The following is a 13,466-nucleotide window of genomic DNA, read 5'->3' on the forward strand; positions in this document are numbered from 1 at the left end:
AAACCTGAGGGGTTCGTAAATGGTCCTGCTCCCCTTCCTTGGGTCCATCAGGAAAGTGCCGGCCCAGCGCATACCGGACATAGGCACACAAGGGGCAGCAGAGGAGCACAGGGAGCAGCCTCTGACCAGGATGAACGGTGGCTCGGCTCTCAGGTGACCTATCTCAACTAGCCTGAGGCTAGGAGACCTTGAGGCCCTGAAAGGCTCTCAGACAAGCGTGTGTGGCTTCCTAGCAGGTCACAGGGCGTGGTGATGGGGTATGCCGACGACTCAAGAAACGGGCATATGGCTACATACCAAAACAGACCCTACCGAATTCGATAAGGTCTGCCTGGTGTACGCGCGTATGTGGCTGTGGTAGCTTCCCGAGCTGTCAGAGGGTGACAGGGGTTCCTAGTCCAACTACTGAAATTCTGAGTAGTCGTCAGACGTTGAAGCGGAACTCCACCACGTCGCCGTCCTGCATGGTGTATTCCTTGCCCTCCATGCGGGCCTTGCCCTTGGCGCGGGCTTCGGCGACCGAGCCCATCTCGACCAGGTCCGCGAAGGAGATGACCTCGGCCTTGATGAAGCCCTTCTGGAAGTCGGTGTGGATGACACCGGCGGCCTCGGGGGCGGTGGCGCCCTTCTTGATCGTCCAGGCGCGGGATTCCTTGGGGCCTGCCGTCAGGTAGGTCTGCAGGCCGAGGGTGTTGAAACCGACGCGGGCCAGCGTGGCGAGGCCGGGCTCCTCGGCGCCCACCGACTCCAGGAGCTCCAGGGCGTCCTCCTCGTCGAGCTCGGCGAGGTCCTGCTCCAGCTTGGCGTTGAGGAAGATCGCCTCGCCGGGAGCGACCAGGGCGCGCTGCGCGGCCTTGAAGTCCTCGTCGACCAGCTCGTCCTCGTCGACGTTGAAGACATAGAGGAAGGGCTTGGTGGTGAGCAGGTGCAGGTCGTGCAGCAGCTCTTCCTTGCCGGAGCCCTGGACGATGCCCACGGAGAAGAGGGTGTCGCCCTTCTCCAGGATCTCCTTGGCCGCCTCGACCGCCGCGACCTTGGGCACGACGTCCTTCTTGATGCGCGACTCCTTCTGGAGGCGCGGCAGGACCTTCTCGATCGTCTGGAGGTCGGCGAGGATCAGCTCGGTGTTGATCGTCTCGATGTCGTCCTTGGGCGAGACCTTGCCGTCGACGTGCACGACGTTCTCATCCTTGAAGGCACGGATGACCTGGCAGATCGCGTCCGACTCACGGATGTTCGCGAGGAACTTGTTGCCCAGGCCCTCACCCTCCGAGGCACCCTTCACGATGCCCGCGATGTCGACGAAGTCGACGGTCGCCGGGAGGATCTTCTGCGAGGAGAAGATCTCGGCCAGCTTGGTGAGCCGTGCGTCGGGGACACCGACCACGCCGACGTTCGGCTCGATCGTGGCGAACGGGTAGTTGGCCGCGAGCACGTCGTTCTTGGTCAGGGCGTTGAACAGGGTCGACTTGCCGACATTGGGCAGACCGACGATTCCGATCGTGAGCGACACGTTGCGACTTCCCGTACGAGAGGATGGGCGAAGGGCCCTCGGAGAGTGCGGGCCGATCCACCAGTCTACGGCGTGGTCCGGCCCGGACCCGCGAGGTATCGAACGCATGGCCAAGCTCTTTCCATGGCCCCGCCTTCCGCCTGCCTCCGGCGTGTCCGAAGAGCCATTCCACACATAAAACGACCTAAGTTGGTCCAGTGGAGCAACACAGGACGCGTCACCCCCAGTACAGACCGCGACGCGGTGCACCCGTTCCGGCACAGGGCGGGCGGGCCGCGGGTGACGGTGCCAGAAGGGGCGCCCCGGTGTCGCGGCGGCCCGCGCCCGCGGGCGTGCGGGAGACGGGGCGGATGCCGAATCCCCGGCTGACCGGGCTCGGCGGCGGATTGTTCTGCGGCGCGGCGATGTTCGCGCTGGCCTGTCTCGACCAGCTGCTGTTCGAGGGATCGCCGACGGCGTACGGGGTGCTGTTCCTGCCCGTGTGCGTGCTGACCGCGCTGTGGGTGCGGCCCGGCGACCTGGTGACCGCCCCCGTGGTCGCGCCGATCGCCTTCACCTTCGGGCTGCTGCCGATCGCCGACGACAGCGGCGGCGGCATCAGCGGCAGCTTCATGGGCCTGGTCACGGCCCTCGCCCTCCAGGCGGGCTGGCTGTACGGGGGGACACTGCTCGCGGGCCTCGTCGTGACCGCCCGCAAGGTCCGCCTGATGAGCCGCCGGGCCGCCCGGCGGCGGGCCCAGGCACGCGGCAGCCTGCCCGCCGGCAGGCAGCCCCGCTGACCCCTCGTTCCGCCGCGGGTTCCCGATCCCTCGCGGGTTCCCGATCCCTCGCGGGCGGCGTCGCCGTTACTGCGCGAGCTTCGCCGCTCGCATCGCGGCGCCCACGATCCCCGCGTTGTTCTGGAGCTGTGCCGGGACGATCTCCGCCTTGATGTCCTCGATCAGCGGCAGGAACTTGTCGGCCTTGCGGCTGACGCCGCCGCCGATGACGAACAGTTCCGGGGAGAAGAGCATCTCGACGTGGGCGAGGTACTTCGTGACCCGGCGCGCCCAGTGCTCCCAGGTCAGCTCGTGGTCGTCCTTGGCCTTGGTGGAGGCCCGCTTCTCCGCGTCGTGGCCGTTCAGCTCCAGGTGGCCCAGCTCGGTGTTCGGGACCAGTTCGCCGTCGATGAAGAGAGCGCTGCCGATGCCGGTGCCGAAGGTGAGCAGGATGACCGTGCCCCGACGGTCGCGGCCGGCTCCGAACTGCATCTCGGCGACACCCGCCGCGTCCGCGTCGTTCAGCACGGTCACCGGGAGGCCGCCCAACCGCTCGCTCAGCAACGCGCGCGCGTCGGTGTCGATCCAGGCCTTGTCGACATTGGCCGCCGTACGGATGGTGGAACCACCGGTCACCACGCCCGGGAACGTGATGCCCACGGGGCCCGTCCAGCCGAAGTGGCCGATGACGTCCTTCACGCCGTCGGCCACCGCGTCGGGTGTCGCGGGGTGCGGGGTGAGCACCTTGAAGCGCTCCTCCGCCAGGTCCCCGCGGTCAAGGTCCACAGGGGCACCCTTGATCCCGGATCCGCCAATGTCCACACCGAAGATCTGCATGGCCCTACGTTACGTCGTACGACTGACGGTCACTTCCCGGGCGTACCACCGGTGCGCTGCTCCACCAGGGCGGCGGCCTCCGCGCGCAGGTCGCGGCGCAGCTCCTTGGGCAGCGAGAAGGTGATGGACTCCTCGGCGGCCTTGACGAGCTCGACGTCCTCGAAGCCGCGCTGGGACAGCCACTCCAGGACCTGCTCGACGAGGATCTCGGGGACCGAGGCGCCGGAGGTGACGCCGACCGTGCTCACGCCCTCCAGCCACGCCTCCTCGATCTCGTCGGCGAAGTCCACGAGGTACGCCTCGCGGGAACCGGCGAGCTTGGCGACCTCGACCAGCCGCACGGAGTTGGAGGAGTTGCGGGATCCGACGACGATCACCAGCTCGGCCTCCGCGCCCATCTGCTTCACGGCGAGCTGCCGGTTCTGCGTGGCGTAGCAGATGTCGTCGCTCGGCGGCGAGATGAGCTGCGGGAACTTCTCCTTCAGGGCGTCGACCGTCTCCATCGTCTCGTCGACCGAGAGGGTGGTCTGGGAGAGCCAGACGACCCTGGAGGGGTCGCGGACCTCGACCTTGGCGACATCTTCGGGGCCGTCGACCAGCGTGATGTGGTCGGGGGCCTCGCCGGAGGTGCCGATGACCTCCTCGTGGCCCTCGTGGCCGATCAGGAGGATGTCGAAGTCGTCGTTCGCGAACCGGACGGCTTCCTTGTGGACCTTGGTGACCAGCGGGCACGTCGCGTCGATGGTGGCGAGCTTGCCCGCGGCGGCCTCGTCGTGGACGACGGGGGCGACACCGTGCGCCGAGAACATGACGATGGACCCCTCGGGGACCTCCGCCGTCCGCTCGACGAAGATCGCGCCCTTCTTCTCCAGGGTCTGCACGACGTACTTGTTGTGGACGATCTCGTGGCGGACATAGATCGGGGCCCCGTACTGCTCGAGGGCCTTCTCGACGGCGATCACGGCACGGTCCACGCCCGCGCAGTAGCCCCGGGGGGCGGCGAGCAGGACACGGCGGCCAGGCGAAGCAGTCATGCCCCCATCGTAAGGCCGCGCCCGGCAGGTCAAAGATCGCCTCCTTGGAGAGACTGTGTGGGCCGGAGGGGTGGGGGCCAGGCGCGATCCTCGGGAGGCACGATGTCCGACACGCAGACCACCGCCGGCTCGGGCGCGGCGGAGCACCGGCTCCGGCGCAGCCTCGGTTTCCGGGATCTGGTCGTCTACGGGCTGCTGTTCATCGCCCCGATGGCGCCGGTCGGGGTCTTCGGCACCCTGGACGCGAAGTCGCACGGAGCGGTCGCGCTGGTCTACGTCGTCGCCACGGTCGCCATGGCGTTCACCGCGTTCAGCTACGCGCAGATGGTCCGCGTGGTCCCCCAGGCGGGCTCGGTGTTCGCCTACGCGCGCGCGGGGCTCGGGAAGGAGGCCGGGTTCATCGCCGGGTGGATGGTGATGCTGGACTATCTGCTCATTCCGGCGGTGGCCTACCTGTTCTCCGGGATCGCGATGAACTCCCTGGTCCCGGAGGTCTCCCGGTGGGTGTGGACCGCGCTCGCCGTCGTCATCACGACGTTCCTCAACCTCTGGGGCGTCCGTACCGCGGCGCGGATCGGCTTTCTGGTGCTCGCGATGGAGATCGTGGTCCTTCTTGTCTTCGTCGTGTCGGCGGTCGTGGTGCTCGCGCGCGACGGCGCGCACCGCGACTGGCTGTCCCCGCTGTCGGGTGACGGCACGCAGGGCGCGTTCGCGCTCTCGGCGGTCATCGGCGCCGTCTCGGTCGCCGTCCTCTCCTTTCTGGGCTTCGACGCCATCGCCTCCTTCGCCGAGGAGGTCACGGGCGGTTCGGAGAGGGTGGCCCGCGCGGTCCTGTTCTGTCTGGCGCTGGCGGGTGTGCTGTTCGTGGCGCAGACCTATCTGGCGTCGCTGCTGGAGCCCTTGTCGTCCGCGCAGCTCGCCGCCGACCCCGCGAAGCAGGGTTCGGCCTTCTACGACGCCGTGGACGCGTCCGTCGGCTCGTGGCTGCACAACCTGGTGGCGGTCGGCAAGGCGATCGGCGCGGCCTTCGCGGCGCTGGCCGGGCAGGCAGCGGCCGGGCGTCTCGTCTTCGCGATGGCCCGCGACCGGCGGCTGCCGCGGGCACTGGCGCGGACCGACTCAGGGGCGCCGCGGGCGGCCCTGGCGTGCGCGGCGGTGATCACTCTGGTCGCCGCGGTCTGGGCGGCTCGCCGCGACGACGGCCTCGACAAGCTGGTCTCGGTGGTCGACGTCGGCGCGCTGACCGCGTTCACCCTGCTGCACGCGTCCGTGGTGGGCTGGTTCGCCGTACGGCGCCTCGGCGGGCCGGTGGTGTGGTGGAGGCACGTCCTCGTCCCCGTGCTGGGCGCCGTGATCACCATCGCGGTGATCGTCGAGGCCTCGGCCTCGGCCCAGGTGGTGGGCCTCGTCTGGCTGGCGGTGGGCCTGGTGGTGCTCCTCGCCCAACGGGGGCGGACCGAACCGGAGACCGGGTAGCGCGCCTGCCGGGGCGGGCCGGTCCGCGACCGGGAGACCGGCCCGCCCCGGCCCGCGCCGGAGGTGCCTGCGTTGTCGGTGGCGGCCACTACGCTCGGGCGCATGGCTCTCAACACGTCCGCGGACGCTCCGCTGCCCGTCGGCGAGGTGTCCCGGCTCATCGGGGGATGGATCGACCGGCTCGGCGCGGTGTGGGTCGAGGGGCAGATCACCCAGTTGTCGCGGCGCCCCGGCGCGGGCGTCGTCTTCCTGACGCTGCGCGACCCGTCGTACGACATCTCGGTGAGCGTGACCTGCTACCGGCAGGTCTTCGACGCGGTCGCCGACGTGGTGAGCGAGGGCGCCCGGGTGGTGGTCCACGCCAAGCCGGAGTGGTACGCGCCGCGTGGGCAGCTGTCCCTGCGGGCCGCCGAGATCAAGCCGGTGGGGGTGGGCGAGCTCCTCGCCCGGCTGGAGCAGCTGAAGAAGTCGCTGGCGGGCGAGGGCCTGTTCGCGGCCGAGCGGAAGAAGCCACTGCCGTTCCTGCCCCAGCTCATCGGGCTGGTGTGCGGGCGCGCGTCGGCGGCCGAGCGGGACGTGCTGGAGAACGCGCGGCACCGCTGGCCCGCCGTCCGCTTCGAGGTGCGCAATGTCGCCGTGCAGGGCGTCCACGCGGTACCGCAGGTCGTGCAGGCGGTGAAGGACCTGGACGCGCTCGACGAGGTCGACGTGATCATCGTGACGCGCGGCGGCGGCAGCGTCGAGGATCTGCTGCCGTTCTCCGACGAGCAGCTCGTCCGGGCGGTCGCGGCCTGCCGTACGCCCGTCGTGTCGGCCATCGGGCACGAGCCCGACAACCCGCTTCTGGACCATGTGGCCGACCTGCGGGCGTCCACACCGACCGACGCGGCCAAGAAGGTCGTGCCGGACGTCGGCGAGGAGTACGAGCGGGTGCGCTTCCTGCGGGACCGCGCGCGGCGCTGTGTCCTGTCGTTCATCGACCGCGAGGAGCGGGGCCTCGCGCACACGCTGGCCCGGCCCTCGATAGAGGATCCGCACCGGATGATCGACGAGCGGGCGGACCAGGTCGCCGCCCTGCTCGACCGGGGGCGGCGCACCCTCGGGCATCTCCTGGACCGCGCGGACTCGGAGCTGACGCACACCCACGCGCGCGTGGTGGCCCTCTCCCCCGCCGCGACCCTCCAGCGGGGGTACGCGGTGCTGCAGAGGGCCGACGGTCATGTGGTCCGGGACCCGGCCGAGGTCGTGGCGGACGAGACGCTGCGGGCGCGGGTCGCCGAGGGCGAATTCACGGTTCGAGTCGATGCATAGGGTGGGCGCATGACCAGCAAGGTGGACGAGGCGCTCGGGTACGAGCAGGCACGGGACGAGCTGATCGAGGTCGTACGCCGCCTGGAGGCGGGTGGTACGACCCTCGAGGAGTCCCTGGCGCTCTGGGAGCGGGGCGAGGAGCTGGCCAAGGTGTGCAGGCGCTGGCTGGAGGGCGCCCGGGCCCGCCTGGACGCGGCCCTGGCCGAGGAGGACGCGGAGTCGCAGAAAGAGGACACCGGCTCCGGCTCCGATTCCGAGTAACGACCGACTCCCAGTAACGACAGCGGCGGCGGCCGGCCCCGGCGGGGTCGGCCGCCGCCGTCCGTCGTGAGCCGGGCCAACCAACTCGATCGCCGGCCACCCGTCGAGATCCGGAGTGACCACGCCCGCGCCTCCGGCCACCCGTCGAGATCCGGAGCGACCACGCCCGCGCCTCCGGCCGCCCGCCGTGGGGCGGGACGGCCACCCCCGCACCTCCGGCCGCCCGTCGCCGGGCGGGACGTCCACGCCCGTGCCGCCCAGGACGACCTCGCACCGCCCCAGGCCACCCTCGTGACACCGCAGGCCAGTCTCATGACGCCGCAGGCCCACCGCGGTGGGACGGGCGCCCGCGCGGAGAAGCTCTCCCTTTGCGCCCGGCCTCCGCACCCCCGGACCTGTGAAGCGGATCACCATCCCCCGGTATTTGTTGAACTTTAAACCTCTTCGTCGTAGTGTCGTCCTCGCCAACAGATCCCCCGGGATCCACCGCACGCACCGAGAAGGTTCTTCATGTCTCTCGTCCTTGACCCCACCGCTCAGGACCTGCTGTTCCGCGAGGCCCGCACGGCGAACACGTTCACCGACGAGCCGGTGACCGACGAGCAGGTGCAGGCGATCTACGACCTGGTCAAGTTCGGCCCGACCGCGTTCAACCAGTCGCCGCTGCGCATCACCCTGGTCCGCTCCCCCGAGGCCCGTGAGCGCCTGGTGCAGCACCTCGCCGAGGGCAACCAGGCGAAGACCGCCGCCGCTCCGCTGGTCGCGATCCTCTCCGCGGACAACGAGTTCCACGAGGAGCTGCCGACGCTCCTCCCCCACTTCCCGGCCGCCAAGGACCTCTTCTTCTCCGAGCGCCCGGCCCGTGAGGGTGCCGCCGCGCTGAACGCCGCGCTCCAGGCCGCGTACTTCATCATCGGCGTCCGCGCCGCCGGCCTCGCCGCGGGTCCGATGACCGGCGCCGACCTCGCCGGCATCCAGAAGGAGTTCCTGGACGGCGACCACACCCCGCTGATGATCGTCAACATCGGCAAGCCGGGCGAGGACGCCTGGTTCCCGCGCTCCCCGCGCCTGGAGGCCGACCAGGTCATCACGACCGTCTGATCACCGGCTCGACCACCGGCACCACCGGTCGGTCGCGCAGCAGCGCGAGAAGGGCCCCCGGCACCACTGCCGGGGGCCCTTCTCGCGCATACGTGCGCGGGATGCCTACGAGGTCTTCAGGGCCTGCGCCATCTTCACCAGCGTGCCGAACGAGCCGGTGCCCGTCACCACGGTCGTGGAGCCCTTGCCCTGGAGGACGAGGGCGTCGTAGTGGTCGCCCTCGTAGCGCTGCCAGGTCTGGTCGCCGATGCGCTGGGTGCCCTTGGTCGGCCGCGCGCCCTGGCTCGCCGTGTCGATGAACACGGCCGGCCGCTGAGTGGACTGCTCGACCGCCACGTACTGACCGTCGGGGGCCTGGTAGCCCAGGTGCCACACATCGAACTCGCTGCCGTCGTACCGCACCGAGGTCGGCTTCCACGCCGTCGGCAGACCCTCGGGCGCCGCCACGGGATAACTCGCCGCGCGACGAGCCGTGAGCAGCTCGACCCGGTAGTCGACACGCTTGAGATCGGGCTCTGATGCGTCGTGCGGGATGAAGATGTAGATAACGCCCGCCATGAGCCCGATGAGGCCCAGGGAGAGAATCATGTCCCGGACCGACTGCTTGCCTTTCGTACCTGCCACGGCCCTATCGTCGCAGGTGCCCTGGCCTGCTCATCCGTGGGGCCCCCTGCTCATTTTGTAAGTCTGGCGATAGAGTCGGGGCATCACCCTCATCCGGCCGTCGTCGTATCAGAAAGGTGCGTCTCGATGACCGAGCATCATCTGCCGTCCGAACTCGAAGTCCCGTCGGAAGCCCCCGACCGCAACCTCGCCCTCGAACTCGTCCGCGTCACCGAGGCCGCCGCGATGGCCGCGGGCCGCTGGGTGGGCCGCGGCGACAAGAACGGTGCCGACGGCGCCGCCGTCCGCGCCATGCGAACCCTCGTCTCCACCGTCTCGATGAACGGCGTCGTCGTCATCGGCGAGGGGGAGAAGGACGAAGCCCCGATGCTCTTCAACGGGGAGCGCGTGGGCGACGGGACCGGCCCCGAGTGCGACATCGCCGTCGACCCGATCGACGGGACGACGCTCACCGCCAAGGGCATGACGAACGCGATCGCGGTGCTGGCCGCCGCCGACCGCGGCACCATGTTCGACCCGTCCGCGGTCTTCTACATGGACAAGCTGGTCACCGGCCCGGAGGCCGCCGACTTCGTCGACATCAACGCGCCCGTGTCGGTGAACATCCGCCGGGTCGCCAAGGCGAAGCGGGTCACACCCGAGGACGTCACCGTCGTGATCCTCGACCGGCCGCGCCACGACGGCATCATCAAGGAGATCCGGGAGACCGGCGCGCGTATCAAGCTGATCTCCGACGGCGATGTCGCGGGCTCCATCCTCGCGCTGCGCGAGGGCACCGGCATCGATCTGCTGCTCGGCATCGGCGGCACGCCCGAGGGCATCATCTCGGCCTGTGCGGTCAAGTGCCTCGGCGGCACCATCCAGGGCAAGCTGTGGCCGAAGGACGACGAGGAGCGGCAGCGGGCGGTCGACGCCGGGCACGACCTCGACCGCGTCCTGACCACGAGCGACCTGGTCTCCGGGGAGAACGTCTTCTTCGTCGCGACCGGCATCACCGACGGCGAGCTGCTGCGCGGGGTGCGCTACCGCTCCGAGACCGCGACGACCGAGTCGATCGTGATGCGCTCCAAGTCCGGAACGGTCCGCCAGATCACGTCGGAGCACCGGCTGAGCAAGCTGCGCGCGTACAGCGCGATCGACTTCGACCGCGCCAAGTAGGACCACCGGCCCAACAGGGCCGGGCGCCTTCGAAGGCGCGGAAGGGGCGCCCCTTGTGCGGAGGGGCGCCCCTTTTCCGTGAGCCAGGTGTCAGCCGGCCGCGGCTATCGGCCCGCGCGCCTTCTTGAGCTCCAGGTCGCGACGGCGGCGCCTGGCGAGCACGACACGGCGCTCGGCGGCGGTGAGGCCGCCCCAGACGCCGTACGGCTCGGGTTGCAGCAGCGCGTGTTCACGGCACTCGACCATGACCGGGCAGCGGGCGCAGACGCGCTTGGCGGCCTCCTCACGGGAGAGCCGGGCCGCGGTCGGCTCCTTGGAGGGGGCGAAGAACAGGCCGGCTTCGTCGCGTCGGCACACCGCCTCCGTGTGCCATGGCGCTTCCTGATCCCTGTCCCGCACTGGCGCCCGCTGGGCCGGAACGGCAGCTACCTGCAGGGTCTGATGCGGCGGTTGCAGCACGGTCTACTCCTGACGACGGCTTCGCGAGCGTGCCGGGCACCGCGGAAAGTTCCGCAGCGCCCTCCAAGAGACGATGCAGCAAGGCCTACCCGCTGTACGCGCGCCTATGCACTGTGTTCCGAAGCCCGGGCCTTCCCGCGCGTGATCGATCGTCCGTGACCGGACCACCGCGCCTCCGCCGCCGACGCCTTCCCGGGCGTCAGTGATCCAGGTGCTTGCGCAGGCTCCGGTCCACCCGGTCGGCCACGCGGTCGTTCACCCGGCTCGTGACCCGGTCGAGGATGTCCGCGATCAGCTTGCCGCGCTTCGGCCTCGCCTCGACGTTCCCGAGGACGGCGAAGCCGTCGACGTAGACCACGGGTGCGTCGGGGTCGTCCGAATCCAGCGTGTCCACCTCGAAGTTGCCCAGCACACCGCCGCCGTTGCCCCGCAGCGAGACATTCTCCGGGACGCGGACCTCGACGTTCCCGAAGACCGAGACCGCCTTGATCACGACCTGCTGGTACTCGAAGATCGCCTCGCTCAGGTCGATCTCCACACTGCCGAAGACCGCGTACGCGTGGATGCGACGGCCCGCTCGCCAGCGGCCCTTCCGGACGGCGGCGCTGAAGACCGCCACCACGTTCTCGTCGGCCTCCGCGGGGATCGCGCCCTGGGTGGGGCGGTTGGGCGCGGACCCGTACGCCGAGGTCGCGCGGCCGGTGTGGGCGGCGGGCAGGTCCCGGACGAACTGGTCGAGTTCGCCCACCGTCTTGGTGGCCAGCACCCCCTCCACCCGCTCGGCGTGCTCCTCCGCGGTGAGACGCCCCTCGGCGAGGGCCTCGCGCAGGATGTCGGTGATCCGGTCGCGGTCGGCGTCGGAGGCACGCAGCTCGGCCGGCTTCGCCGCCGTGGCGGGGGTCGCGTCGGGGTGCTTTTGAAGGTCCACGGCAGCAGCGTACCCAAACGCGATAGATCGCGACTACCCCTCTCGCGCCGCCTGCGGAAAACCCGCCGCCCGTCCGGGCCGTCGGTCCGGTGTCCGAACTGAGCCTTACCTCACAGCCTCGGCGTCCGTGTCAGGTTCTACGCTGGTGGACGCTGCCGATGAAGGCCGGCCTCCGGCGAGTGAGCCGAAGGGGCGCGCCCGAGGCGAACGAGCCCCAAAGCTGTCTGTCGAGTGAGGAATGGGCGAGATGCCTGAGTTCGCGTACACCGATCTGCTCCCCCAGGGAGAGGACACCACCCCGTACCGGCTGGTGACCTCCGAGGGTGTCTCCACCTTCGAGGCCGACGGGCGCACGTTCCTCAAGGTGGAGCCGGAGGCGCTGCGCAAGCTCGCCGCGGAGGCCATCCACGACATCCAGCACTACCTGCGGCCCGCGCACCTGGCCCAGCTGCGCCGCATCATCGACGACCCCGAGGCGTCGAGCAACGACAAGTTCGTCGCCCTGGACCTCCTGAAGAACGCGAACATCGCGGCCGCGGGCGTCCTGCCCATGTGCCAGGACACCGGCACCGCGATCGTCATGGGCAAGCGCGGCCAGAACGTGCTCACCGAGGGCGGCGACGAGGCGGCCCTCTCGCGCGGTATCCACGACGCGTACAAGAACCTGAACCTGCGCTATTCGCAGATGGCCCCGCTGACCATGTGGGACGAGAAGAACACCGGCTCGAACCTGCCGGCGCAGATCGAGCTGTACGCCACCGACGGCGGCGCCTACAAGTTCCTGTTCATGGCCAAGGGCGGCGGCTCCGCAAACAAGTCGTTCCTCTACCAGGAGACGAAGGCGGTCCTCAACGAGGGCTCCATGATGAAGTTCCTGGAGGAGAAGATCCGTTCCCTCGGGACGGCCGCCTGCCCGCCGTACCACCTGGCGATCGTCGTCGGCGGCACGAGCGCCGAGTACGCCCTGAAGACCGCGAAGTACGCCTCCGCGCACTACCTGGACGAGATCCCGTCCGAGGGCTCCGAGCTCGGGCACGGCTTCCGGGACAAGGAGCTGGAGGAGAAGGTCTTCGAGCTGACCCAGAAGATCGGCATCGGCGCACAGTTCGGCGGCAAGTACTTCTGCCACGACGTGCGCGTGGTGCGCCTGCCGCGGCACGGCGCCTCCTGCCCGGTCGCGATCGCCGTCTCCTGCTCGGCCGACCGCCAGGCCGTCGCGAAGATCACCGCCGAGGGCGTCTTCCTGGAGCAGCTGGAGACCGACCCCGCGCACTTCCTGCCGGAGACCACGGACGAGCACCTCGACGAGGCCGGCGATGTCGTGAAGATCGACCTCAACCAGCCGATGGACGACATCCTCGCCGCGCTGACGAAGTACCCGGTCAAGACCCGGCTCTCGCTCTCCGGCCCGCTCGTCGTGGCGCGCGACATCGCGCACGCCAAGATCAAGGAGCGGCTGGACGCGGGCGAGGAGATGCCGCAGTACCTGAAGGACCACCCGGTCTACTACGCGGGCCCGGCCAAGACGCCGAAGGGCTACGCGTCCGGCTCCTTCGGCCCGACGACCGCCGGCCGCATGGACTCCTACGTCGAGCAGTTCCAGGCGGCGGGCGGCTCCAAGGTGATGCTGGCCAAGGGCAACCGCAGCAAGCAGGTCACGGACGCCTGTGACGCGCACGGCGGCTTCTACCTCGGCTCGATCGGCGGCCCGGCCGCCCGACTCGCCCAGGACTGCATCAAGAAGGTCGAGGTCGTCGAGTACGAGGAGCTCGGCATGGAGGCCGTCTGGAAGATCGAGGTCGAGAACTTCCCGGCCTTCATCGTTGTCGACGACAAGGGCAACGACTTCTTCCAGGATCCCGCCCCCGCCCCGACCTTCACCTCGATCCCGGTGCGTGGCCCCGGACTGGCCTAGTGCTGCTCCGCGTTAGTTCGTTGAGGGGCGTTGGGGCATCAGGAAGTTTTGAGCGGGGTGCCGTCGTAGGTCCAGCGGTAGGGCCTGGCGG

The 13,466-nt window shown here is 69.8% G+C and carries 13 protein-coding genes; 7 read left to right on the forward strand and 6 right to left on the reverse strand.

Annotated elements, in window-relative coordinates:
• Positions 1-424 precede the first annotated feature (424 nt).
• The gene (gene ychF / locus ACWD68_RS26370) at positions 425-1,513 is read right to left on the reverse strand and encodes a redox-regulated ATPase YchF (protein ID WP_451808929.1); all 1,089 of its coding nucleotides are present in this window, start codon (positions 1,511-1,513) and stop codon (positions 425-427) included.
• A gap of 350 nt (positions 1,514-1,863) precedes the next feature.
• On the opposite strand from ychF, the gene ACWD68_RS26375 reads away from it, so the two are divergent.
• On the forward strand, positions 1,864-2,292 hold the full coding sequence (locus tag ACWD68_RS26375; RefSeq protein ID WP_451808930.1) for a DUF6542 domain-containing protein: 429 nt from the start codon (positions 1,864-1,866) through the stop codon (positions 2,290-2,292).
• 66 nt (positions 2,293-2,358) lie between these two features.
• Here ACWD68_RS26375 and ppgK read toward each other — a convergent pair whose 3' ends face one another.
• Together ppgK and ACWD68_RS26385 are read right to left on the reverse strand one after the other, a co-directional pair.
• Positions 2,359-3,108 carry a polyphosphate--glucose phosphotransferase gene (gene ppgK, locus ACWD68_RS26380; protein WP_451808931.1) on the reverse strand — a complete coding sequence of 250 codons (750 nt, stop codon included), beginning with the start codon at positions 3,106-3,108 and terminating at the stop codon, positions 2,359-2,361.
• Positions 3,109-3,137: 29 nt separating this feature from the next.
• Positions 3,138-4,142: a 4-hydroxy-3-methylbut-2-enyl diphosphate reductase gene (locus ACWD68_RS26385; protein ID WP_451808932.1), complete on the reverse strand. Its 1,005-nt coding sequence runs from the start codon at positions 4,140-4,142 to the stop codon at positions 3,138-3,140.
• Positions 4,143-4,244: 102 nt separating this feature from the next.
• Here ACWD68_RS26385 and ACWD68_RS26390 point away from each other — a divergent pair, with 102 nt between their 5' ends.
• The 4 genes from ACWD68_RS26390 (at position 4,245) to ACWD68_RS26405 (ending at position 8,291) form a co-directional block, all read left to right on the forward strand.
• On the forward strand, positions 4,245-5,618 hold the full coding sequence (locus ACWD68_RS26390; protein ID WP_451808933.1) for an APC family permease: 1,374 nt from the start codon (positions 4,245-4,247) through the stop codon (positions 5,616-5,618).
• A gap of 102 nt (positions 5,619-5,720) precedes the next feature.
• Complete coding sequence (gene xseA / locus ACWD68_RS26395; protein ID WP_451808934.1) at positions 5,721-6,929, forward strand: exodeoxyribonuclease VII large subunit; 1,209 nt, start codon at positions 5,721-5,723, stop codon at positions 6,927-6,929.
• 9 nt (positions 6,930-6,938) lie between these two features.
• Positions 6,939-7,190 carry an exodeoxyribonuclease VII small subunit gene (locus ACWD68_RS26400; protein WP_451808935.1) on the forward strand — a complete coding sequence of 84 codons (252 nt, stop codon included), beginning with the start codon at positions 6,939-6,941 and terminating at the stop codon, positions 7,188-7,190.
• 510 nt (positions 7,191-7,700) lie between these two features.
• Positions 7,701-8,291 carry a malonic semialdehyde reductase gene (locus ACWD68_RS26405; RefSeq protein WP_451808936.1) on the forward strand — a complete coding sequence of 197 codons (591 nt, stop codon included), beginning with the start codon at positions 7,701-7,703 and terminating at the stop codon, positions 8,289-8,291.
• 105 nt (positions 8,292-8,396) lie between these two features.
• Here ACWD68_RS26405 and ACWD68_RS26410 read toward each other — a convergent pair whose 3' ends face one another.
• Positions 8,397-8,915 carry a DUF4245 domain-containing protein gene (locus ACWD68_RS26410; RefSeq protein ID WP_451808937.1) on the reverse strand — a complete coding sequence of 173 codons (519 nt, stop codon included), beginning with the start codon at positions 8,913-8,915 and terminating at the stop codon, positions 8,397-8,399.
• 126 nt (positions 8,916-9,041) lie between these two features.
• Here ACWD68_RS26410 and glpX point away from each other — a divergent pair, with 126 nt between their 5' ends.
• Positions 9,042-10,073 (forward strand): class II fructose-bisphosphatase, encoded by a 1,032-nt coding sequence (gene glpX, locus ACWD68_RS26415; RefSeq protein WP_451808938.1) that lies wholly within the window; start codon positions 9,042-9,044, stop codon positions 10,071-10,073.
• Between the two features lie 90 nt (positions 10,074-10,163).
• Here the strand turns inward: glpX and ACWD68_RS26420 are convergent, their stop codons facing one another.
• Both ACWD68_RS26420 and ACWD68_RS26425 read right to left on the reverse strand, forming a co-directional pair.
• Positions 10,164-10,532 (reverse strand): WhiB family transcriptional regulator, encoded by a 369-nt coding sequence (locus ACWD68_RS26420; RefSeq protein ID WP_451808939.1) that lies wholly within the window; start codon positions 10,530-10,532, stop codon positions 10,164-10,166.
• 199 nt (positions 10,533-10,731) lie between these two features.
• Positions 10,732-11,460 (reverse strand): DUF1707 SHOCT-like domain-containing protein, encoded by a 729-nt coding sequence (locus ACWD68_RS26425; RefSeq protein ID WP_451808940.1) that lies wholly within the window; start codon positions 11,458-11,460, stop codon positions 10,732-10,734.
• Between the two features lie 247 nt (positions 11,461-11,707).
• On the opposite strand from ACWD68_RS26425, the gene ACWD68_RS26430 reads away from it, so the two are divergent.
• The gene (locus ACWD68_RS26430; protein WP_451808941.1) at positions 11,708-13,375 is read left to right on the forward strand and encodes a fumarate hydratase; all 1,668 of its coding nucleotides are present in this window, start codon (positions 11,708-11,710) and stop codon (positions 13,373-13,375) included.
• Positions 13,376-13,466 lie beyond the last annotated feature (91 nt).

Source organism: Streptomyces sp. NPDC005141, assembly GCF_053599975.1.